Source organism: Mycobacterium sp. UM_11 (assembly GCF_001414075.1).
Taxonomy (GTDB): domain Bacteria; phylum Actinomycetota; class Actinomycetes; order Mycobacteriales; family Mycobacteriaceae; genus Mycobacterium.
Genome location: NZ_LATC01000009.1, coordinates 41,145 through 61,054, shown reverse-complemented (window position 1 = coordinate 61,054; position 19,910 = coordinate 41,145). Strand labels below are relative to the sequence as shown.

General features: G+C 70.2%; 19 protein-coding genes. 11 read left to right on the top strand and 8 right to left on the bottom strand.

The window, feature by feature from the left end; translation table 11 throughout:
- Positions 1-18: 18 nt before the first annotated feature.
- Positions 19-927 carry an undecaprenyl-diphosphate phosphatase gene (locus WU80_RS04220; RefSeq protein WP_055403630.1) on the top strand — a complete coding sequence of 303 codons (909 nt, stop codon included), beginning with the start codon at positions 19-21 and terminating at the stop codon, positions 925-927.
- A gap of 9 nt (positions 928-936) precedes the next feature.
- On the opposite strand, the gene WU80_RS04215 is transcribed toward WU80_RS04220, so the two are convergent.
- Positions 937-1,437: a GNAT family N-acetyltransferase gene (locus WU80_RS04215; RefSeq protein ID WP_055403642.1), complete on the bottom strand. Its 501-nt coding sequence runs from the start codon at positions 1,435-1,437 to the stop codon at positions 937-939.
- Between the two features lie 103 nt (positions 1,438-1,540).
- On the opposite strand from WU80_RS04215, the gene WU80_RS04210 reads away from it, so the two are divergent.
- From WU80_RS04210 to WU80_RS04200, 3 genes are all read left to right on the top strand, one after another.
- Positions 1,541-2,389: an SDR family oxidoreductase gene (locus WU80_RS04210; RefSeq protein WP_055403629.1), complete on the top strand. Its 849-nt coding sequence runs from the start codon at positions 1,541-1,543 to the stop codon at positions 2,387-2,389.
- Positions 2,390-2,464: 75 nt separating this feature from the next.
- Positions 2,465-4,834, top strand: a complete 2,370-nt coding sequence (locus tag WU80_RS04205; RefSeq protein WP_055403628.1) for a phosphoketolase — start codon at positions 2,465-2,467, stop codon at positions 4,832-4,834.
- Positions 4,835-4,944: 110 nt separating this feature from the next.
- Positions 4,945-5,688, top strand: coding sequence for a CPBP family intramembrane glutamic endopeptidase (locus WU80_RS04200; protein WP_055403627.1), 744 nt, complete (start codon positions 4,945-4,947; stop codon positions 5,686-5,688).
- Positions 5,689-5,694: 6 nt separating this feature from the next.
- On the opposite strand, the gene WU80_RS04195 is transcribed toward WU80_RS04200, so the two are convergent.
- The 5 genes from WU80_RS04195 to WU80_RS04175 all read right to left on the bottom strand — a co-directional run bounded on the left by WU80_RS04195 (position 5,695) and on the right by WU80_RS04175 (position 10,257).
- Positions 5,695-6,723 (bottom strand): zinc-binding alcohol dehydrogenase family protein, encoded by a 1,029-nt coding sequence (locus tag WU80_RS04195; protein WP_055403626.1) that lies wholly within the window; start codon positions 6,721-6,723, stop codon positions 5,695-5,697.
- A 48-nt stretch (positions 6,724-6,771) separates the two neighbouring features.
- Positions 6,772-7,071: a GlsB/YeaQ/YmgE family stress response membrane protein gene (locus WU80_RS04190; protein ID WP_055403625.1), complete on the bottom strand. Its 300-nt coding sequence runs from the start codon at positions 7,069-7,071 to the stop codon at positions 6,772-6,774.
- Between the two features lie 131 nt (positions 7,072-7,202).
- Complete coding sequence (locus WU80_RS04185; protein ID WP_055403624.1) at positions 7,203-8,270, bottom strand: alanine and proline-rich secreted protein Apa; 1,068 nt, start codon at positions 8,268-8,270, stop codon at positions 7,203-7,205.
- 107 nt (positions 8,271-8,377) lie between these two features.
- On the bottom strand, positions 8,378-9,484 hold the full coding sequence (locus tag WU80_RS04180; protein WP_055403623.1) for a sulfate/molybdate ABC transporter ATP-binding protein: 1,107 nt from the start codon (positions 9,482-9,484) through the stop codon (positions 8,378-8,380).
- Positions 9,481-10,257, bottom strand: coding sequence for an ABC transporter permease (locus WU80_RS04175; RefSeq protein ID WP_055403622.1), 777 nt, complete (start codon positions 10,255-10,257; stop codon positions 9,481-9,483). Before WU80_RS04175 ends, WU80_RS04180 begins: the two co-directional genes overlap by 4 nt.
- A gap of 134 nt (positions 10,258-10,391) precedes the next feature.
- On the opposite strand from WU80_RS04175, the gene WU80_RS04170 reads away from it, so the two are divergent.
- A complete protein-coding gene (locus WU80_RS04170) occupies positions 10,392-13,037 on the top strand; it encodes an adenylate/guanylate cyclase domain-containing protein (RefSeq protein WP_197281258.1) in 2,646 nt (881 codons plus the stop codon).
- Between the two features lie 9 nt (positions 13,038-13,046).
- Here WU80_RS04170 and modA read toward each other — a convergent pair whose 3' ends face one another.
- The gene (gene modA / locus WU80_RS04165) at positions 13,047-13,817 is read right to left on the bottom strand and encodes a molybdate ABC transporter substrate-binding protein (RefSeq protein ID WP_055403620.1); all 771 of its coding nucleotides are present in this window, start codon (positions 13,815-13,817) and stop codon (positions 13,047-13,049) included.
- Between the two features lie 254 nt (positions 13,818-14,071).
- Here modA and WU80_RS04160 point away from each other — a divergent pair, with 254 nt between their 5' ends.
- The 4 genes from WU80_RS04160 to WU80_RS04145 all read left to right on the top strand — a co-directional run bounded on the left by WU80_RS04160 (position 14,072) and on the right by WU80_RS04145 (position 17,783).
- On the top strand, positions 14,072-14,749 hold the full coding sequence (locus WU80_RS04160) for an SDR family oxidoreductase (RefSeq protein ID WP_055403641.1): 678 nt from the start codon (positions 14,072-14,074) through the stop codon (positions 14,747-14,749).
- A gap of 59 nt (positions 14,750-14,808) precedes the next feature.
- Positions 14,809-15,726 (top strand): LLM class F420-dependent oxidoreductase, encoded by a 918-nt coding sequence (locus WU80_RS04155; protein WP_055403619.1) that lies wholly within the window; start codon positions 14,809-14,811, stop codon positions 15,724-15,726.
- Positions 15,727-15,833: 107 nt separating this feature from the next.
- Positions 15,834-16,214, top strand: coding sequence for a DUF4189 domain-containing protein (locus WU80_RS04150; RefSeq protein ID WP_055403618.1), 381 nt, complete (start codon positions 15,834-15,836; stop codon positions 16,212-16,214).
- Between the two features lie 180 nt (positions 16,215-16,394).
- Entirely contained in the window at positions 16,395-17,783 is a 1,389-nt protein-coding gene (locus tag WU80_RS04145) for an NAD(P)/FAD-dependent oxidoreductase (protein ID WP_055403617.1), read from the top strand.
- Positions 17,784-17,796: 13 nt separating this feature from the next.
- On the opposite strand, the gene WU80_RS04140 is transcribed toward WU80_RS04145, so the two are convergent.
- On the bottom strand, positions 17,797-18,186 hold the full coding sequence (locus WU80_RS04140; protein WP_055403616.1) for a PaaI family thioesterase: 390 nt from the start codon (positions 18,184-18,186) through the stop codon (positions 17,797-17,799).
- 272 nt (positions 18,187-18,458) lie between these two features.
- On the opposite strand from WU80_RS04140, the gene WU80_RS04135 reads away from it, so the two are divergent.
- Complete coding sequence (locus tag WU80_RS04135) at positions 18,459-18,878, top strand: BlaI/MecI/CopY family transcriptional regulator (protein WP_055403615.1); 420 nt, start codon at positions 18,459-18,461, stop codon at positions 18,876-18,878.
- Positions 18,879-18,892: 14 nt separating this feature from the next.
- Positions 18,893-19,843, top strand: coding sequence for a M56 family metallopeptidase (locus tag WU80_RS04130; RefSeq protein WP_055403614.1), 951 nt, complete (start codon positions 18,893-18,895; stop codon positions 19,841-19,843).
- The last annotated feature ends 67 nt before the right edge of the window (positions 19,844-19,910 follow it).

Below are 19,910 nucleotides of genomic sequence, written 5' to 3'. Positions count from 1 at the left end.
CTATCGTCGGCACCCGACATGAGCGCGCACCTGACCTACATCGAGGCCGTGGTGGTCGGCGCTTTCCAGGGCGTCACCGAGCTCTTCCCCGTTTCCAGCCTGGGGCACGCGGTGCTGGTTCCCGCGGTCGTCGGCGGGCGGTGGGCGCAGGACCTGAACGTCTCCGCGCCCGAATCGCCCTACCTCGCGTTCATCGTCGGCCTGCACGTGGCCACCGCCGCGGCGTTGCTGGTGTTCTTCTGGCGGGACTGGCTGCGCATCGTGGGCGGGTTCGTGTCGTCCTTGCGGTATCGCCGCATCCAGACGCTCGACGAGCGGCTCGCCTGGCTCATCGTGGGCGGCACCATCCCGGTGGGACTGGCCGGGCTGGCGCTGGAACGGACCTTCCGCACCACCCTGGGCAAGCCCATCCCCGCGGCGATTTTCCTGCTGCTCAACGGCATCGTGCTCTACGCGGGCGAGGTGCTGCGCCGACGCGTCTCCCCCGACGACGCGCCGGTCACCGAACAGCCCGCGCACACCGGCGATGCCGTCGACAATCGGCTGGCGCAGCTGCCCCTGCGCCGCGGCGTCCTGATCGGCGCCGCGCAGATCCTGGCGCTGTTCCCCGGCATCAGCCGCTCGGGTATCACCATGGTGGCCGGGCTGTGGCGCGGCTTGTCCCACGAGGACGCCGCCCGGTTCTCCTTCCTGTTGGCGACGCCCATCATCCTGGCCGCCGGTGTGTACAAGATCCCGGAACTGTTCGGGCCCCGGGCGGCCGGGATCGGCGGCCAGGTGCTCGCCGGCAGCGTCGCCTCGTTCGTGTGCGCCTACCTGGCCGTGCGGTTCCTGACGCGGTACTTCCAGACCCGCACGCTGACCCCGTTCGCCATCTACTGCGCGCTCGCCGGCGGCGCCAGCCTGGTCTGGCTTGCCCTGAACTGACCGCCGCGGCTACGTCAATGCGCGCCGGTAACGCATCTGTCGCGCCTCGGTGTTCCCGAAAGCGACTGTGCGGCAGGCCCCGTCGAGCCGCCAGCCGTCGCGCTCGTAGAACCGTCTAGCGCGGGCGTTCGCGCCCAGCACCCACAGCACGGCGTCCGTCACCCCGACCGCCCGCAGCCGCCCGCGGGCGGCCGCCACGAGCGTGCTCCCCACGCCCGAGCCCAGGCAGGCCGGGTCCACATAGAGCGCCATCAGCTCGCCGAGGTTCGGCAGGTCACTCAGGCCCGTAGTGGCGAAGCCGCGCACCGCGGAACCGTCGACCGCGACCAACGTGGACGGCACCCGCAATCCCATGCGGCCGAAGGTGTACCGGCGGACCAACGCCTCGGGGGTGAGACCGTCCAGGTAGTCCCGGTCGATGAGCCCCCGGTACGCCGACCGCCACGCCCGCGCATGCAGGCGGGCCACCGCGCGGGCGTCCGCCGGGACCGCCACCCGCACCTCGATCATCGTTAGCAGTATTCGGCCACCCGGGTTGTTGCGCAGCCCCACGCCGAGTGTTGTGCTTACCGGATCGCGTGATTGACACCCGTCAAGAATCCGGAGGGCAGGAATGGCTGATACGGCGTCCATTGGGCTGAAGGTCCGCGGCAAGGTCGTGGTGATCACCGGGGGCGCCCGCGGAATCGGTCTGGCCACCGCGACCGCGTTGCACAAGCTGGGCGCCAAGGTGGCGATCGGTGACGTCGACGAGGTAACGGTGAAGGAATCGGGCGCCGGGCTGGACCTGGATGTGTACGGCAAACTCGACGTCACCGACCCGCAGTCGTTCTCGGAGTTCCTGGACGACGTCGAGCGCCAGCTCGGCCCGATCGACGTCCTGGTCAACAACGCCGGCATCATGCCGCTCGGGCGGATCGTCGACGAGCCGGACGCCGTCACCCGGCGCGTCCTCGACATCAACGTCTACGGCGTCATCCTGGGCAGCAAGCTGGCCGCCCAGCGCATGGTCCCCCGCGGGTCCGGCCACGTCATCAACATCGCCTCGCTGGCCGGGGAGACGTATATCCCCGGGGCGGCCACCTACTGCGCCAGCAAGCACGCGGTGATCGGGTTCACCGACTCCGCCCGGATCGAATACCGCCGGGCGGGCGTGAAGTTCTCGGTCGTCATGCCGACCTTCGTCAACACCGAACTCATCGCGGGCACCTCGGGCGCCAAGGGGATCCGCAACGCCGAGCCGTCCGACATCGCCGACGCGATCGTCAAACTGGTGGCGCACCCCCGGCCGCGCGTGCGGGTCACGAAGACGGCCGGCGCGATCATCGCGTCGCAGAAGTTCATGCCGCGTGCCGTGTCCGAGGGCCTGAATCGGGCGCTGGGCGGCGAGCACGTCTTCACCGATGACGTGGATGCCGAGAAGCGCCGGGCCTACGAGGCGCGGGCGCGCGGCGAAGAGTAGTCGGCAATCGCGAGCGCCAACACAAAGCACCACCGCGTCGAGCGCCGTTCACCGTCGGCGCGGACAATCGGGCGGGTGAGCCTAGAAACCCAGACAACCGCTCCCCTTGCCGACGACGAACTCGACCTGATCAACGCCTACTGGCGCGCCGCCAACTACGTGTCGGTCGGGCAGATCTATCTGCTGGACAACCCGCTGCTGACCGAACCGCTGTCGCCCGAGCACGTCAAACCGCGGCTGCTGGGACACTGGGGCACCACCCCGGCGCTGAACCTGATCTACGCGCATCTCAACCGCATCATCCGCGACCGCGACGCCAACGTCATCTACGTCACCGGGCCCGGCCACGGCGGCCCCGCGCTGGTGGCCAACGCCTATCTCGAGGGCACCTACAGCGAGGTCTACACCGGCATCGAGGAGGACGCCGAAGGCCTGCGAAAGCTGTTCCGGCAGTTCTCCTTTCCCGGCGGCATCCCCAGCCACGTCGCCGCCCAGACCCCCGGCTCGATACACGAGGGCGGTGAACTGGGCTACGCGCTGGTGCATGCATACGGCGCGGCCTTCGACAACCCGGAGCTGGTGGTGGCGTGCGTGGTCGGCGACGGCGAGGCCGAAACCGGGCCGCTGGCGACCAGCTGGCACTCCAACAAGTTCCTCAACCCGGCCACCGACGGCGCGGTGCTGCCGATCCTGCAGCTCAACGGCTACAAGATCGCCAACCCGACCGTGCTCGCGCGCATCCCGCACGACGAACTCGAGGCGCTGCTGCGCGGCTATGGCTACCGGCCCATTACGGTCGCCGGTGACGATCCGGCGAATGTGCACCAGCAGCTGGCCGCCGCGCTCGACGACGCCTTCGACGACATCGCGGCGATCCAGCGCGCCGCCCGCAGCGGCAACGGGACGCAGCGGCCCGTGTGGCCGATGATCGTGCTGCGCACCCCCAAGGGCTGGACCGGTCCAAAGGTGGTGGACGGCAAGAAGGTCGAGGGCACCTGGCGAGCGCATCAGGTTCCGCTCGCCGAAACGCACGACAATCCCCAGCACCGCGCGCAGCTCGAGGAATGGCTGCGCAGCTATGCGCCTCAGGAGCTTTTCGACGGCGACGGGGCGCTGCGCCCCGAGCTGCGTGCGCTGGCGCCGCGCGGTGACCGCCGGATGAGCGCCAACCCGCACGCCAACGGCGGCCTGCTGCTGCACGACCTCGACCTGCCGGACTTCCGCGACTACGCGGTCGAGGTGTCGCGGCCCGCCGCCCAGACGCACGAGGCGACGCGGGTGCTGGGCACCTTCCTGCGGGATGTCATCGGCCGCAACAGGGATCGGTTCCGCCTGATGGGTCCCGACGAGACCGCCTCCAACCGGCTGGACGCCGTCTATGGGTCGACGGCCAAGGTGTGGCTCTCGGAGCTCGGTCCCGACGACGAAAACCTCGCCGCCGATGGCCGGGTGATGGAGGTGCTCTCGGAGCACCTGTGCCAGGGCTGGCTCGAGGGTTACCTGCTGACCGGGCGGCACGGCCTGTTCAACTGCTACGAGGCGTTCGTGCACATCGTCGACTCGATGCTCAACCAGCACGCCAAGTGGCTGGCCACCAGCCGGGAGCTGCCGTGGCGAAGGCCGATCGCGTCGCTGAACTACCTGCTGTCCTCGCACGTGTGGCGCCAGGACCACAACGGCGCGTCGCACCAGGACCCCGGCTTCATCGACCTGGTCGCCAACAAGCGGGCCGAGATCACCCGGGTGTACCTGCCGCCGGACGGCAACACCCTGCTGTCGGTGGCCGACCACTGCCTGCGCAGCCGCGACTACATCAACGTCATCGTCGCCGGCAAGCAGCCCGCGCTGGCCTACCTGGACATGGAGCAGGCCATCGAGCACTGCGCCCGCGGCCTGGGCATCTGGCCGTGGGCGAGCACCGCGACCGCCGAACCCGACGTGGTGCTGGCCTGCGCCGGGGACGTCCCGACGCTGGAGACCCTGGCCGCCGCGGACATCCTCCGGCGCGAACTGCCGGAGCTGGCGGTCCGGGTTGTCAACGTCGTCGACCTGATGCGGTTGCAGCCGGAGTCCGAGCATCCGCACGGCCTGCCCGACCGGGAGTTCGACGCGCTGTTCACCCGCGACAAGCCGGTCATTTTCGCCTATCACGGCTACCCCTGGCTGATCCACCGGCTCACCTACCGCCGCACGAATCACCCGCACATCCACGTGCGCGGGTTCAAGGAGCGCGGCACCACCACGACACCGTTCGACATGGTGATGCTCAACGATTTGGACCGCTTCCATCTGGTGATGGATGTCATCGACCGGGTCGACGGGCTGGCCAGCCGGGCCGCGGTGCTGCGCCAGCGCATGGTCGACGCCCGGCTCGCCGCGCGGGTCTACACCCGCGAGCACGGCGAGGACGACCCGCAGATCGCCGGCTGGACCTGGGAGGGTTGACGCCTGACGCCGAGATTGCGGTGGTGGCTGCGGTTGGCGCGCGAACCACGACCGTGGCGGCAATCTCGCTGAACCCGGGGGTGCGCCCGGCGCCCGGGTAAACTGGCCCAATGCCCGACGCGACCGCCGCCGCCCCTCAGCACCCCGCAGCGGCGCACCGGCTCCGGATCCATCTGGACATCGCCGTCGTCGTGGCCGTCCTGGTGCTCACGAACCTGATCGCGCACTTCACCACGCCGTGGGCGAGTGTCGCCACCGTGCCCGCGGCCGCCGTCGGCCTCGCGATGTTGATGCGGGCCCGGGGCCTGGACTGGGCAGACCTCGGCCTCGGACGCGCCCACTGGAAGTCCGGGTTCGGTTACGCGCTGGCCGCCGTCGCGGTCGTGGCGGCGGTGATCGCCGTCGGGGTGCTGCTGCCCATGACGCGGCCGATGTTCATGAACCACCGCTACGCCACGGTCTCCGGCGCGTTGATCGCCTCGATGGTCGTCATCCCCTTGCAGACCGTGATTCCCGAGGAGCTGGCCTTCCGCGGGGTGTTGCACGGCGCGCTGCACCGGGCCTGGGGCTTTCGCGGGGTCGCGCTGGCCGGCTCGCTGCTGTTCGGCCTGTGGCACGTCGCCACGTCGCTGGGGCTGACCAGTAGCAACGTCGGCTTCACCCGGCTGCTGGGCGGCGGGTTCCTCGGGATGGTCGCCGGCGTGGTGGGCGCGGTGTTCGCCACCGGCGCCGCCGGCTTCGTCTTCAGCTGGCTACGCCGGCGCAGCGGCAGCCTGATCGCGCCGATTGCGCTGCACTGGTCGCTGAACGGGCTCGGGGCGCTGGCCGCCGCGCTGGTGTGGCACCTGACATAGGGCCGGTCAGACCAGCAGCACCGCCGCGCCGGCGATGCGTCCGGCGCTGAGATCCGCCAACGCCCGATCCGCCTGGGCCAGCGGGTATTCCGGGGTGGTCACCTCGATGTGGTGCGTGCCCGCGAAGTCCAGGAACGCGCGCGCGTCGGCCCGGGTGTTCGACGTGACCGAGCGGACCTGGCGTTCCTGGAACAGGTGGCGCTGGTAGTTGAGCACCGGGATGTCGGATAGGTGGATGCCGGCGATCGCCAGGGTGCCGCCGCGGTCCAACGCCTCCAGCGCGGGCAGCACCAGGTCGCCGACGGGAGCGAACAGGATCGCGGCGTCCAGCGGGACCGGCGGCGGGTCGGCCGCGCCCTGCGCCGACGCCGCGCCGAGCTCCATCGCCAGCTCCCGCGCCTCGGCGCCCCGGGTCATCACGTGCACCTCGGCGCCCTGCGCCAGCGCGACCTGCGCGGTGATGTGCGCGCTGCCACCGAAGCCGTAGAGCCCGAGCCGGCCGCCCGGCGGCAGCTCCGCCCGCAGCAGGGAGCGGTATCCGATGATCCCGGCGCACAGCAGCGGCGCCAGCTCGCTGTCGGTGTAACCGTCCGGCAGGGGGTGCGCGAAAGCGGCCGGGACCGTGGCGAACTCGGCGTAGCCGCCGTCGGCGTCCCAGCCGGTGTAGCGGGACTGGGGGCAGAGGTTCTCGTCGCCGCGGCGGCAGTACTTGCACACGCCGCAGGTGTGGCGCAGCCAGGCGATGCCCACCCGGTCGCCGACCCGGAACTCCCCGGCGGCCTCGGCCCCGAGCTCGACGACCTCCCCCACCACCTCGTGGCCGGGCGTGACGCGTTCGCGGTGCACGGGCAGGTCGCCCTCGGTGACGTGCAGGTCGGTGCGGCACACGCCGCAGGCCCGGACGGCGACCAGCAACTCCGACGGCCCGGGGCGCGGCACTTCGCTGGTGACCGGCTCGAGCGGGTCCGTGTTCATCGGGCCGGGCCGACGCACCCGCCACGCGCGCATGGTCGCGGTGGTTAGCGGTGACACCATCCGTCAATCATGCCGTCAACCACCGCGGCCGCAACGCGGTAACCGCAATCAGGTGCGTCGCACCATGCCGACGATCCACAACAGGATCAACGACCCCAGCAGCGCGGTGAAGAAGGTGAAGATGAGGCCGCCACCCGCGGTGTTGACGAAGAAGCTCAGGATGAAGCCGCCGATCAGCGCGCCGATGATGCCGATGACGATGTCCATGAGGATTCCGGCGCCGCTGCCCCGGATGATTTTGCTGGCGAGCGCACCCGCCAAACCGCCGATGATGATGTAACCGATGAGGCCGACGCTAGTGAATGTCGTTGAGCGGGCCAGGTATTCGGTAGCTGCCATGACGTCCATGCGGGTCTCCTTGCATTCGCTGGCAAAGCCCAGCGCGTCGCTGAGCCGTCATTTCGGTATACCCGCTCTGCGTAACGAAAAAGGTTCGTATTTAACGACGATTGGGCGCATGTTCCGCACGCCCGGCCGCGTCAGGCCGACTGCGTGCGCTGCGGCAACGGCGACGGGGTGGGGCTGACCTCGCCCGCCGGCGCGGGGGCCGGCGAGGGAGCCGCCGGGGCTCCCGGAGCCGGGGCAGGGGCCGGCGCCCCTGGCGCCGGTTGGGTGCCCGGAGCCGGTTGAGCGCCCGGCGCGGGTTGGGTGCCGGGAGCCGGTTGGGTGCCGGGCACCGCCGCGGGCGGACCAGCCCAAGGCTGGATCGACTCCGCCAACGCCTTGGCCGCGCCCTTGTCCACGGGGTCGTTCGCCGTGCCGAGCCACACCACGAACCAGCGTTGCGGCGGTCCGGCCGTGCTCGTCGCGGGCAGTCCGACCACGCCCGTCCAGATCTGGCCGTTCGGCTTGGATGCGTCGCTGAACTTGACCTCGTAGTAGGACGCGCTGCCCGTGACCCCATTGGCCCCGGTGAGCGTGGTGCTTTCCTGGTTGATCCGGGTGCCCGGGTACGGCAGGAAGAACTCACCCATGTCCGAGCCGAGCCGCACCGCGGCCTTGGCGTTGTTGGCTTCGGCACTGGCGTAAAGCTTTTGGTCCAGCCGGCCCATCACGATGCGGGTGTCGTTGGCGACCGGTGGCGGCTGGTCCGGCAGCGGCGGCTGGCCCGTGGTCTTGCTCAGCAGCGCCGAGCCGTAGTCGAGGTGCGATGCGTCCGACTCCACCCAGCCGGGGGGCAAAACGTAGCTGAAGCCACCCACGGCGTTGGCGACCCGCCCGGCGTTGGGGTCGACGGGCGGCGGCGGCGGTGCGTTCGGGTCGACCGGCGGGGGCGGCGGAGGCGCAGGCGCGTTCGGGTCGACGGGCGTCGGGGACGCGCCGGGCGCGGGCGCCGCCGGCGCCGGCGTGGTTGCGGGAGCCGCCGGACCGGCCGCCGGCGCGGGGGCCGTCGTGGTCGCCGGCGGGACCGGAGTCGGCACCTCCGGATCGGCGTTCGAAGTTGCCGGCAAGGCGATGGTGACGGCGCTGGCACTGGTCACCGCTGCTATCGCGAGCGTCGCCCACAGGCCTTGGCGACGCGTCGAGTTGGGTTCCACCTGCTCCATGGCGACGAACCTACCGTGTTACCGCTGTGACGCAAGGAGCCTTGCGGACAATTGCGCCGTCGTTTTGCCGATGTTGCCGATGTGCAACGCGCGTCGAATTTCGCCGGTCAGTGCGCCGCCGGGTACAACGTCACCTCGTGGGCCTTGACGGAAAACCACACCGTCTCGCCGGGCGCCAGCCGCAACTCCGAGGCCGCGTCGACGGTGATCTCCGCGGCCAGGCCCGGGGCGCCGTCGGCCTGCTGCTCGCCGCGCACCAGCACCGCCGGCCCGCGGACGTCCAGCTCCGCCACCGTCACCTCGACCGTGTTGCGCGGGCTGCCGTGCGGTTGGTCCCGATAGACCGCCACCGCCGTGGGCGGGAAGACCGCGATCGCGCTGCGGCCGGCGGTCAGCTCGTCGCCCCCGACCGGCGTCGGCTTCGCGTGCCAGCGAGCGCCGGAGCGCGCGTGCAGCGACCCGTCGCCGGCGACCGTCCCGTTGACCAGGTTGACGCCCGCGATGCGGGCCCCGAAGTGACTGCGCGGCGCCGTCAGCACGTCGGGAACCGGACCGATCTCGGCGACCTTTCCGGCCTCCAGCACCAGCACCCGGTCGGCCAGCGTGAAGACGTCGAGCAGGTCGTGCGTGATCAGGACGACCGCGCAACCGGTGCGGCCGACTACGCCGCGCAGCACCGCGCGGACGCCCGCGGCCGCGGCGACATCCAACCCGCTCAGCGGTTCGTCGAGCAGCAACACGTCGGGCTCGGCGGCCAGGGCCCGCGCGATCGCCACCCGCTGGGCTTGACCGCCGGAGAGCTGCCGCGCCTTCCGGTCGGCGAGCCCCTCGGCGTCCACCTCCCGCAGCCAGCGCAGCGCCGTCGCCTTGCCGTCGGCCCGGCCCCGGCGAAGCCACCCGCGCCGGCAGCGCGGCCCGAACGCCACGTTGGCGGCAACGCTCATGTGTGGGAACAACAACGGGTCCTGCAGCAACAGGCCGACGCGGCGGTCGTGGGTGGCCACGTCCACCCCGGCCGCGGTGTCGGTCAGCACCCGGTCTCCCAGCCGCACCAGCCCGTGATCCGGGCGGATCAGCCCGGCGACGACGTGCAGCGCCGTCGACTTGCCCGCGCCGTTGGGCCCGAGGACCGCAAGCACTTCGCCCGCCGACACGGAGAACTCCACGTCGAAGCGGCGATCCGCCACGACGGCGCGCAGCCGCAGTCCGCTCATGGGCCCTCGGTCCCCGTCAGCCGGCGGGCGCCGAGCCCCAGCACCACCACCGCGGCCACCGCCACCAGCAGGATCGACAGCGCCACCGCCGCGTTGGCGTCGGTCACCCGCTGCAGGTAGATCTCCAGCGGCAGGGTGCGGGTGACGCCCTGGCGAGAGCCGGCGAAGGTCAGCGTTGCGCCGAACTCCCCGAGCGAGCGGGCGAACGCCAGCACCGCCCCGGAGATCAGGCCCGGCAGCAGCAACGGCAGCGTGACCCGCCACCAGACGGTGCTGGGCCGCGCCCCCAACGTCGCCGCCACCACTTCGTAATCGGCGCCCGCGGTGCGCGCCGCCCCCTCCAACGAAATCACCAGGAACGGCAACGACACGAAGGTCTGCGCCAGCACCACCGCGGTGGTGCTGAACGCGATGCCGATTCCGGCGGCCTCGAGGTACCGGCCGACCAGCCCGAGCCGGCCGAACGCATAGAGCAACGCGATCCCGCCCACCACCGGCGGCAGCACCAAGGGCAGCAGGATCAACGGCCGCAGCAGCCGCACCACGCGCGCCGCGCTGCGGGCCAGCACCAACGCCATCGGCACGCCGAACAGCACGCACAGCACCGTGCTGGCCGCGGCGGTCTTGAGGCTGAGCAGCAGGGCCGCCCGCGACGACGAGCTCGTGATCAGCGCCCAGAAGTTCGCCCAATCCACCTTGATCGCGATGGCCAGCAACGGCAACGCCACGAACGCGGTCCCCACCGCCGCGGGGACGTATACCCATCGCGGCAGAACGGCGCGACGCCCGCTAATGCCTGGGCCTCAACCATGATCGGGCGATGAACACCGCCCCAACCTAGCGCCCGGGGCCGTGGTTTCCGCCGATGTGCGAGGTCGAAGCGGGTCCGTTGTGAGATTCTGCTGGGGTGTCAGCGCCTTCTGGTGTCGTGACGTTCCTGTTCACCGACGTCGAGGGTTCGACGCGGCGGTGGGAGGCCGACGCGGACGCGATGCGGGTGGCCCTCGCGGCCCACGACGACGCCTTGCGTAAAGCGATCGAGGAGCACCGGGGCTGGTTGTTCAAGCACACCGGTGACGGTGTGTGCGCGGCGTTCGCCTCGCCGCGCGCGGCGGTGGATGCCGCGGTGGCAGCGCAGCGCACCCTCGACTTGCCGGTGCGAATGGGGCTGGCCACCGGCGAGGCCGAGCTGCGCGACAACGACTACTTCGGCACCGTGCTCAACCGTGCGGCGCGGGTGATGGCCGCCGGGCACGGCGGTCAGATCCTGGTGGCCGAGTCGACGGCAGGCCTGCTGAACGGAGTGGATCTGCTCGACCTGGGGCCGCGACGGTTGCGGGACATCCCCCTGCCGGTCGGCGTGTTCCAGGTCCGCGCCGAAGGCCTGCGGACGGAGTTCCCGCCGCTGCGGGCGCTGGATGCGAGTCCGGGAAATCTGCGTCCCGCGGGCACCAGCCTGATCGGCCGCGAGGCGGCGGCCGCCGACATCGAGGCGGCGGTCAAGACGCACCGGCTGGTGACGCTGACCGGAGTCGGCGGCGTCGGCAAGACCCGCCTGGCGTTGGAGGTGGCCGCGCGGTTGGCCGATGAATTCCCGGACGGCGCTTGGCTTTTCGCATTGGCCGCGGTCACCGATGCGGCGGCGGTGCCCGACGCCGTCGCGGCGGTGCTCGGCATCACCCAGCAGCCCGGCAAGACCGTCACCGAGTCGGTGGCCGCCGCGTTGGAGGGCCGGGTCAGGCTGTTGGTGCTCGACAACTGCGAGCACGTGCTCGACGCCGCCGCCGACCTGATCGAAGCCATCCTCGCGCGATCAGCGACCGTGAAAATCCTTGCCACCAGCCGCGAAGGCCTCGGCATCCCGGACGAGCAGGTGCGCCCGGTGCGCTCCCTGGACGTGGCGGCGGGAGTGGACTCGGCCGCGGTGACGCTGTTCGCCGAACGCGCCCAAGGCATCTCGGCGGGCTTCTCGATGGCCGACGGCGGTGAGGCCGCCGCGGTGGCCGAGATATGCCGGCGGCTGGACGGAATTCCCCTCGCCATCGAACTGGCCGCCTCGCGGATGGCGTCGATGACCGCCGGTGAAATGCGCGACCGCCTTGACCAGCGCTTCAGGCTGCTGGTCGGCTCGCGGCGCGGCCTGGAACGCCACCACACGCTGCGCCACGCGGTGGCCTGGTCCTACGACCTGCTCGACGACACCGAACGGGCAGTGCTGGACCGCTGTTCGGTCTTCGCCGGCGGATTCGACCTCCAAAGCGCTTGTGCCGTCATGGGTTCCGAGGATGACTACGCCATCCTGGACCTGCTCGATGCTCTGGTGCGCAAGTCGCTGCTGGTCGCCGACCGGTCTTCGGGACGCACCCGGTTCTCGATGCTGGAGACGATCCGCCAGTTCGCCGAGGAACAGCTCCTCGCCTCCGGCGCGGAGGAGATTCGCGCCGCGCATGCCCACTACTTCGCCGGGCGTGAGGCCGACATCATGGCGCTGTGGGACAGCCCGCGCCAGCGCGAGGCATACGACTGGCTGACGGTCGAGTTGGCCAACTTGCGCACCGCCTTTCGCTGGTCGACCGAACACGGCGACCTGGATGCGGGTGCGGCCATCGCCGCGTATGCGGGCTTGCTTGGTCCGTTCCTCGAGAACTACGAACCGATCGCCTGGGCCGAAGAAATGGTCGGCCCCCTTCGTGCCGTCGACCACCCGCGGCTGGCAGCCGTGTGCGTGGGGGCATCGCTGGCCGTTCTGGTCGGCCGGTACCAAGAGGCCGTGCGCTACAGCGAAATCGGCGCGACGGTTATCGCCGCCGCCAGCGACAAGGTGTCGTCCTTCGGCGAGGCCTTTCTGGGCAGCGCGTATTTGTTCGTCGGGCAGCCCGAACGGTATCTCGAGCTGTGCCGCGCCCAGGTGCGGCGCGGTGGGGACGCCAACACGTTCGCCAGGGCGAACCTGGTGTTCGCTTTGGCCGTCTGCGGTTCGGCTGACGAGGCGTTGGCAACGGGGGACGGCCTTATCGATGCCGCCGAGGCCACCGGGAATCCATGGGTGCTTGCCTACGCACTCTTCGCGTATGGGTACGCGGTCCGGGCCACCAATCCGGATCGCGCCCTGGCGGCGCTGCGCCGCAGTCTGCTCGTCGCGCGGGATAGCGGCAACCGGTTCTACGAGACCCAATTCCCGTACTGGGCCGCCGGACTCATGGCCGAGCAAGGGGATCCCGGGGCGGCGGTGGATCACCTCGCCGTGGCCATCCGCAACAACCACGAGTCGGGCAACATCGGCATGATGTACAACGCGCTCGCCGTCCTCGCCGTGTTCCTCAACCGGCTGGGGCACTACGAACCGGCCGCCACCATCGCCGGTTTGGCGGCGGTCAGCCCGATGGCAGCAACGACCTTGCCCGAACTCTCGGAATTGATCGCCGACCTTCGCAAGGTCCTCGGCGACCAAACCTACGAATCGCTGGCTCGCAAGGGCGCGGCGATGACCATCGCCGACATCGTGACCTACGCCTACGACCAAATCGACCGGGCGAGAACGGAATTCGAATAGCCGCGCTGATCAGGGCTTGGCAAAACCCAACTGGGCCAGAATCTTTTGGCCGGCGTCACCCGTCACCATGGCCACGAACCGTTGCGCCAGCGTCGGCTGCGGCGCCTTCTTCAACGCCGCGATCGGATAAACGTTCACCGCGCGGGCCGCCTCCGGGAAGGCCACCGCGGTGACCTTGTTCCCGGCGCTGCGGGCGTCGGTGACGTAGACCAGCCCGGCGTCGGCCTGCCCGGTGGTGACCTTGTTGAGGACATCCGTCACGCTCAACTCCTCGCTCACCGGGTTGAGACGCACCCCGGTGCTGTCCTCGACGCGGCGGGTGGCCGACCCGCACGGCACCGGCTGTTGGCACACGACCACGGCCACGCCCGGCCTGGCCAGGTCGGCGAACGATCCGACGTTTTTGGGGTTGCCCGGCGCCGTGACGATCTCCAGGGTGTTCGACGCGAAGTTCGTCGGGTCACCGGACAGCAAGCCGGCCCTGGCGACCGTGCCCATCTGCGCGGTGTCGGCCGAGGCGAAGACGTCGGCGGCCGCGCCCTGCGTCAACTGGGTGGCCAGTTCGGAGGAGCCGGCGAATTCGAAGTCGACCTCGCTGCCGGCGTTTTCCGCCTTGAACTGCGCACTGATCTGGGTGAACGCGGGCTTCAGCGAGGCCGCGGCGAATACCACCACCTTCCCCGACGCCGAGGGCGGTGGCGCCGATTTCGAACCGCACCCGATGAGGGTCGCCGCCAGCAGCGTCGACACCAAACCCGCCAGCAACCCGATCCGAGGCATGGATGCACCCTAACCCGCCGCCAATGCGGTCCAATTACCCGCCGAATCGGCGCAGAAAAGTGACGGCCGAAGAGTTATGCAAATGATCCGCGCGTCGCGGCGCGAACAATTTCGCCGACTAGCTACTGTCCAGTAACATCTAAGGAGATTGATGCCATAACGCGCTGACATCCCAGGCGGGTCCTCTCAGCGGTCCGGTGGTCGGCCACACGGAACTGCCCGGGTCTGGGTTCAACGTTGAACACGAGGAGGTCATGGCAGTGGAAGTACTGGTCACCGGCGGAGACACCGAACTGGGGCGCACAGTGGCCGAAGGCTTCCGCGATGACGGTCACAAGGTGACCCTCGTGGGGGCGCGGCGCAGCGACCTGGAGATCGCCGCCAAGGAACTGGACGTCGACGCGATCGTTTGCGACACCACCGACGCGGCGAGCCTGACCGAGGCCCGCGCGCTGTTCCCGCACCACCTGGACACCATCGTCAACGTGCCGGCGCCCTCCTGGGAAGCCGGCGACCCGCGCACCTACTCGCTCGCCGACACCGCCGCTGCGTGGCGGAACGCCTTGGACGCCACCGTGCTGTCGGCGGTGTTGACGGTGCAGACCGTGGGCGACCACCTGCGCTCGGGCGGCTCGATCATCAGCGTGGTGCCCGAGAACCCGCCCGCCGGAAGCGTCGAGGCCGCGATCAAAGCGACGCTGTCGAATTGGGTCGCCGGGCAGGCGAGCATCTTCGGCACGCGTGGCATCACGGTCAACGCCGTGGCCAGCGGGCGCAGCGCCCAGCCCGGTTACGACGGCCTGTCCCGCACGCCCCCGTCGGTCGCCGCCGAGGTGGCCCGGCTGGCGCTGTTCCTCACCACCCCGGCGGCCCGGCACATCACCGGCCAGACGCTGCACGTCAGCCACGGCGCGCTCGCGCAATTCGGCTGAGGGCGTAATCACCGGTCGAGCCGTATCGTCGCGCGCGGCGCCGCACTACGGTAGATCGCGTGGCAATTCGACTCGGTCTGCAGATTCCCAACTTCTCCTACGGCACCGGGGTGGAGCAGCTCTTCCCCACCGTTGCGGCCCAGGCCCGCGAGGCCGAGGCGGCCGGTTTCGATTCGGTCTTCGTGATGGACCACTTCTACCAACTCCCCATGCTCGGCGATCCCGACCAGCCGATGCTGGAGGCCTACACCGCCCTGGGCGCGCTGGCCACCGCCACCGAACGAGTTCAGTTGGGCACGTTGGTGACCGGCAACACCTACCGCAACCCGGCGCTGCTGGCGAAGACGATCACCACCCTCGACGTGGTCAGCCAGGGTCGCGCGATCCTGGGCATCGGCACCGGCTGGTTCGAACTCGAACACGACCAACTGGGATTCGAATTCGGCACCTTCACCGACAGGTTCAACCGGCTCGAGGAGGCGCTGCAGATCATCCTGCCGATGATCTCCGGCGAGCGGCCCACCTTCTCGGGCAAGTGGTACCAAGTGCGCGAGGCGCTCGCGAATCCCCGCTTCCGCGACCACATTCCGCTGATGATCGGCGGCAGCGGTGAGAAGAAGACGATCCCGCTCGCCGCGCGCCACTTCGACCACCTGAACGTCATCGCCGGATTCGACGAGCTGCCAGGCAAATTGGAGGTCGTGCGGCGGCGCTGCGAGGACATCGGCCGCGACCCGGCGACGCTGGAGACCAGCACGCTGACGACGGTGCTGGTCGACGAGAACGCGAAACCCGATCAGGTTCCGGCGGAGATGACCCAGCGCATGGTGGTCGGCAGCCCCGACTCGGTGGCGGACCAGATCAAGACCAAGGTGGTCGACGCCGGCATCGACGGCGTGATCATCAACCTGCCCTTCTACACCCCCGGCGTCATCGCCGCGGTGGGTGAGGCGCTGCGCCCGGCCGTCGGCCTGTAGCCCGCTGCCCTGGGGTCGCGAATTGGCCCCGCCGCGGTAATACTTCGGTGTAGCAGCGTTTACCTGCGCCACCGGGTGCAGCGCGGAAGAAAAGGGCCGGGCGGGCCATGAAGAGACGAGCCGTGGCGGCGATCGCGGCCGGTGTGGCGTTTGCCGCGCCGCCGATCGCGCACGCCGACAACAACTGGATCGCGATGGCGATCTCGGACTCCACCGGCCAGATCAAGATCGCCGACGGGGCGGCCAATCAGGGCGCGGCCGAGAAGGCGGTGATGGACACCTGCCGCAAGAGCATCAGCGACTGCCGCCTGCTGGCCAGCGGCGAGGGTGGCTGCCTGGCGCTCGCGGTCAACGCGGCCAAGACCCGATACTTCGGCGGCTGGGGTCCGACGCGGGAGGAGGCGGAGGCGGCAGCGCTCGGCCGCGCCCCCGGCGGAACCATCGCTCAGGGCCACGACCACTGCGCGGGAGAAGGCTCCAGCCAGTGACGGCGGCGCGGTGATAACTGCGCCACAGCACCCGTTGCCCACCAGGGTTTTCGCCGCCGTACACCGTTAGTGTTGCAAACAACACAGGGGTATCAACTAGGTTTCCGGGTACCCGCCTGACTAGCGTTGTGGCTAACAACAGTCGCGTGTCCAGAAGCCCCCGTCAGGAGCAGTGGAAACATGAGCCCCCCACCAGAAACCACAGCTGGAACCGATCGTCGCCACCAGGTCGTCATCATCGGTTCGGGCTTCGGTGGCCTCAACGCGGCAAAGAAACTCAAGCACGCGAACGTCGACATCAAGCTGATCGCCCGCACCACCCATCACCTGTTCCAGCCGTTGCTGTACCAGGTGGCGACCGGCATCGTGTCCGAAGGCGACATCGCCCCGCCCACCCGCGTCGTCCTGCGCAGGCAGCGCAACGTTCAGGTGCTGCTCGGCGACGTCACGCACATCGATCTGGCCGGGAAGTTCGTCGTTTCCGATTTGCTCGGCCACACCTACGAAACCCCTTACGACAGCTTGATTATCGCCGCCGGTGCGGGCCAGTCCTACTTCGGCAACGACCACTTCGCCGAGTTCGCGCCCGGCATGAAGTCCATCGACGACGCGCTCGAGGTGCGCGGACGGATCTTGAGCGCGTTCGAACAGGCCGAGCGGTCGAGTGATCCGGAGCGACGGGCCAAGCTGCTGACGTTCACCGTCATCGGCGCCGGCCCGACCGGCGTCGAAATGGCCGGGCAGATCGCGGAATTGGCGGCCCACACGCTGAAGGGCTCCTTCCGGGGCATCGACTCCACCAGGGCGCGGGTGATCTTGCTCGACGCCGCCCCGGCCGTGCTGCCGCCGTTCGGCGAGAAGCTGGGGACGCGGGCGCGGGCCCGACTGGAGAAGATGGGCGTGGAGATCCAGCTGGGGGCGATGGTCACCGACGTCGACCGCAACGGCATCACGGTCAAGGACTCCGACGGCACCGTCCGGCGCATCGAGTCCGCCTGCAAGGTGTGGTCCGCCGGCGTGCAGGCCAGCGGGCTCGGCCGGGACCTGGCCGAGCAGTCGTCGGTCGAACTCGACCGGGCGGGCCGGGTCAAGGTGCTGCCCGACCTGTCGATCCCGGGACACCCGAACGTGTTCGTGATCGGCGACATGGCCGCCGTCGAGGGCGTTCCGGGCGTGGCCCAGGGCGCCATTCAGGGCGCCAAGTACGTCGCCGGCACGATCAAGGCCGAACTGGGCGGCGCGGACCCGGCGGAGCGCGAGCCGTTCCAGTACTTCGACAAGGGCTCCATGGCCACCGTCTCGCGGTTTTCCGCCGTGGCCAAGGTCGGCCCGCTGGAGTTCAGCGGCTTCATCGCCTGGCTGATGTGGCTGGTGCTGCACCTGGTCTACCTGGTCGGGTTCAAGACGAAGGTCAGCACGCTGCTGTCGTGGACGGTCACGTTCCTGAGCACCCGCCGCGGCCAGCTGACCATCACCGAGCAGCAGGCCTTCGCCCGCACCCGCCTCGAACAACTGGCGGTGCTCGCGGCGGAGGCCAAGCGCCCGGCGACCACCAGGCGCGCGAGCTAACCGGCCGCCTCGGCTACGCCTCGAGGTTCTGCAGCCGCACCTGGCCGCGGGCCACCACCTTGCCGTCGTCGTCGGTGATGGTGACCAGCCACAGCTGCTGGCGCCGGCCCCGGTGGATCGGCTCGGCGGCGCCGTAGACCATGCCCGAGCCGATGGAACGCAGAAAGTCGGTGTTGTTGTTGACGCCGACGACGTTGCCGCCGCCACGGGTGGCGAGCCAGGTGTAGGCCGCCACGCTGGCCATGCTCTCGATGATCGAGCAGTAGACACCGCCGTGCACCAGGCCCATCGGCTGCAGCAGCTTGGGGGTGACCTCGAGTTGCGCCCGGGCGCCGTCGGGGCTGAGTTCGGTGAATTGCAGCCCGATCTCCTGATCGAAGGGCGCGGTGAAATCCGGTGGCATGGTCGGCGGCTGTGGCACGTTCTGTGTTTACACCATCGCCCGGAAACGGCTGAGCCCCGTGCCGCTGGGCACGGGGCTCGCCGATCGAGTAGACCGGGGGTCACTGCAGCCCTCAGGACTCTGCCGCGGTCGTAGTTCGCTCGACCCGGTTAGCATAGGCAAGGCTGCCCTAATTTCGCAAGCATCTACTCGCTGGCGCGGGGGCCGCTTCGGTACGACGGTCGGTAGTAACGCGGAGTACGATGATGTCGACGCTCAGGAGAGAACGCACTATGGCGAAACTGACCCGACTGGGGGATCTGGAACGCGCGGTGATGGATCACTTGTGGTCCATGCCCGAGCCTCAAACGGTCCGGCAGGTCCATGACGCGTTGTCCGCGCGACGCGACCTTGCCTACACGACGATCATGACCGTCCTGCAACGGCTGGCCAAGAAGAACCTGGTCTCCCAGATTCGCGACGACCGCGCGCACCGCTACGCGCCCGTGCACGGCCGCGACGAACTGGTCGCCGGCCTGATGGTGGACGCCCTCGCCCAGGCGGAAGACTCCGGCGGCCGGCAGGCCGCGCTGGTGCACTTCGTCGAGCGGGTGGGCGCCGACGAGGCGGACGCCCTGCGGCGGGCGCTGGCCGAGCTCGAGGCCAATCAACGCGATCACGCGCCATCCGCTGGCGCGTCGACGGAGGACTGAGGGAGACTGGCAGCGTGTCCGCGCTGGCCTTCACCATCCTCGCGGTGCTGCTGGTCGGCCCGGTGCCGGCCTTGTTGGCACGCGCGAGCTGGCCGCTGCGCGCTCCGCGCGCCGCGATGGTGTTGTGGCAGGCCATCGCGCTGGCCGCGGTCCTCTCGGCGTTCAGCGCCGGCATCGCGATCGCCACTCGGCTGTTGATGCCGGGTCCCGACGGGCGGCCCACGGCCAGCATCGTCGGCGCGGCCGGCCGGCTCGGGTGGCCGCTGTGGGCCGCCTACATCAGCGTGTTCGCCCTGACGGTGCTGGTCGGCGCCCGCTTGATGGTCGCCGTCGTCCGGGTCGCCATCGTCAACCGGCGCCGGCGGGCCCATCACCGCATGGTGGTCGATCTGGTCGGCCACGGGCACGACGGGGCGCTCCCCCGGCCCTGCGCCCGCACCCGCGACCTCCGGGTGTTGGACGTTCCGCAGCCGCTCGCCTACTGCCTCCCCGGCGTCCGTAGCCGGGTGGTCGTCAGCGAGGGCGCGCTGAGCGCGCTCGCCGATGCCGAGGTCGCCGCGATCCTCAGCCACGAGCGGGCCCACCTGCGCGCCCGGCACGACCTCGTCCTGGAGGCTTTCACCGCCGTGCACGCCGCCTTCCCGCGGCTGGTGCGCAGCGCGAACGCGCTCGGCGCGGTGAAGCTCCTCGTCGAGCTGCTCGCCGACGACGCCGCCGTGCGCGCGGCGGGTCGCACTCCCCTGGCGCGCGCGCTGGTTGCCTGCGCGTCAGGGCGCGCGCCGTCGGGCGCGCTGGCCGCCGGCGGCCCCAGCACGGTGGTCCGCGTGCGCCGGCTGTGCGGGGACGGCAACAGCTTGGCGCTGTCGGCGGCCGCATACCTGTCCGCGGTGGCCGTGTTCGTGGTGCCCACCGTCGCGCTGGCCGTACCGTGGCTCACGGAGCTGCGGCGCCTGTTCAACCTCTGACCCGACGCCGAAGCGATCACCCCGGGCGCACGCCTGCCCGCTGTGCCACAGTGTGACGGAAAGCTTT

What these genes read in the sequence shown, in the direction of transcription:
- WU80_RS04185 (WP_055403624.1), bottom strand. Translation starts at nt 8,270, where the DNA reads ATGGAGCAGGTGGAACCCAACTCGACGCGTCGCCAAGGCCTGTGGGCG.
- WU80_RS04190 (WP_055403625.1), bottom strand. Translation starts at nt 7,071, where the DNA reads ATGGACGTCATGGCAGCTACCGAATACCTGGCCCGCTCAACGACATTC.
- WU80_RS04180 (WP_055403623.1), bottom strand. Translation starts at nt 9,484, where the DNA reads ATGAGCGGACTGCGGCTGCGCGCCGTCGTGGCGGATCGCCGCTTCGAC.
- WU80_RS04160 (WP_055403641.1), top strand. Translation starts at nt 14,072, where the DNA reads ATGGCAGTGGAAGTACTGGTCACCGGCGGAGACACCGAACTGGGGCGC.
- WU80_RS04200 (WP_055403627.1), top strand. Translation starts at nt 4,945, where the DNA reads ATGCCCGACGCGACCGCCGCCGCCCCTCAGCACCCCGCAGCGGCGCAC.
- WU80_RS04140 (WP_055403616.1), bottom strand. Translation starts at nt 18,186, where the DNA reads ATGCCACCGGATTTCACCGCGCCCTTCGATCAGGAGATCGGGCTGCAA.
- WU80_RS04145 (WP_055403617.1), top strand. Translation starts at nt 16,395, where the DNA reads ATGAGCCCCCCACCAGAAACCACAGCTGGAACCGATCGTCGCCACCAG.
- modA (WP_055403620.1), bottom strand. Translation starts at nt 13,817, where the DNA reads ATGCCTCGGATCGGGTTGCTGGCGGGTTTGGTGTCGACGCTGCTGGCG.
- WU80_RS04220 (WP_055403630.1), top strand. Translation starts at nt 19, where the DNA reads ATGAGCGCGCACCTGACCTACATCGAGGCCGTGGTGGTCGGCGCTTTC.
- WU80_RS04210 (WP_055403629.1), top strand. Translation starts at nt 1,541, where the DNA reads ATGGCTGATACGGCGTCCATTGGGCTGAAGGTCCGCGGCAAGGTCGTG.
- WU80_RS04195 (WP_055403626.1), bottom strand. Translation starts at nt 6,723, where the DNA reads ATGGTGTCACCGCTAACCACCGCGACCATGCGCGCGTGGCGGGTGCGT.
- WU80_RS04150 (WP_055403618.1), top strand. Translation starts at nt 15,834, where the DNA reads ATGAAGAGACGAGCCGTGGCGGCGATCGCGGCCGGTGTGGCGTTTGCC.
- WU80_RS04215 (WP_055403642.1), bottom strand. Translation starts at nt 1,437, where the DNA reads ATGATCGAGGTGCGGGTGGCGGTCCCGGCGGACGCCCGCGCGGTGGCC.
- WU80_RS04135 (WP_055403615.1), top strand. Translation starts at nt 18,459, where the DNA reads ATGGCGAAACTGACCCGACTGGGGGATCTGGAACGCGCGGTGATGGAT.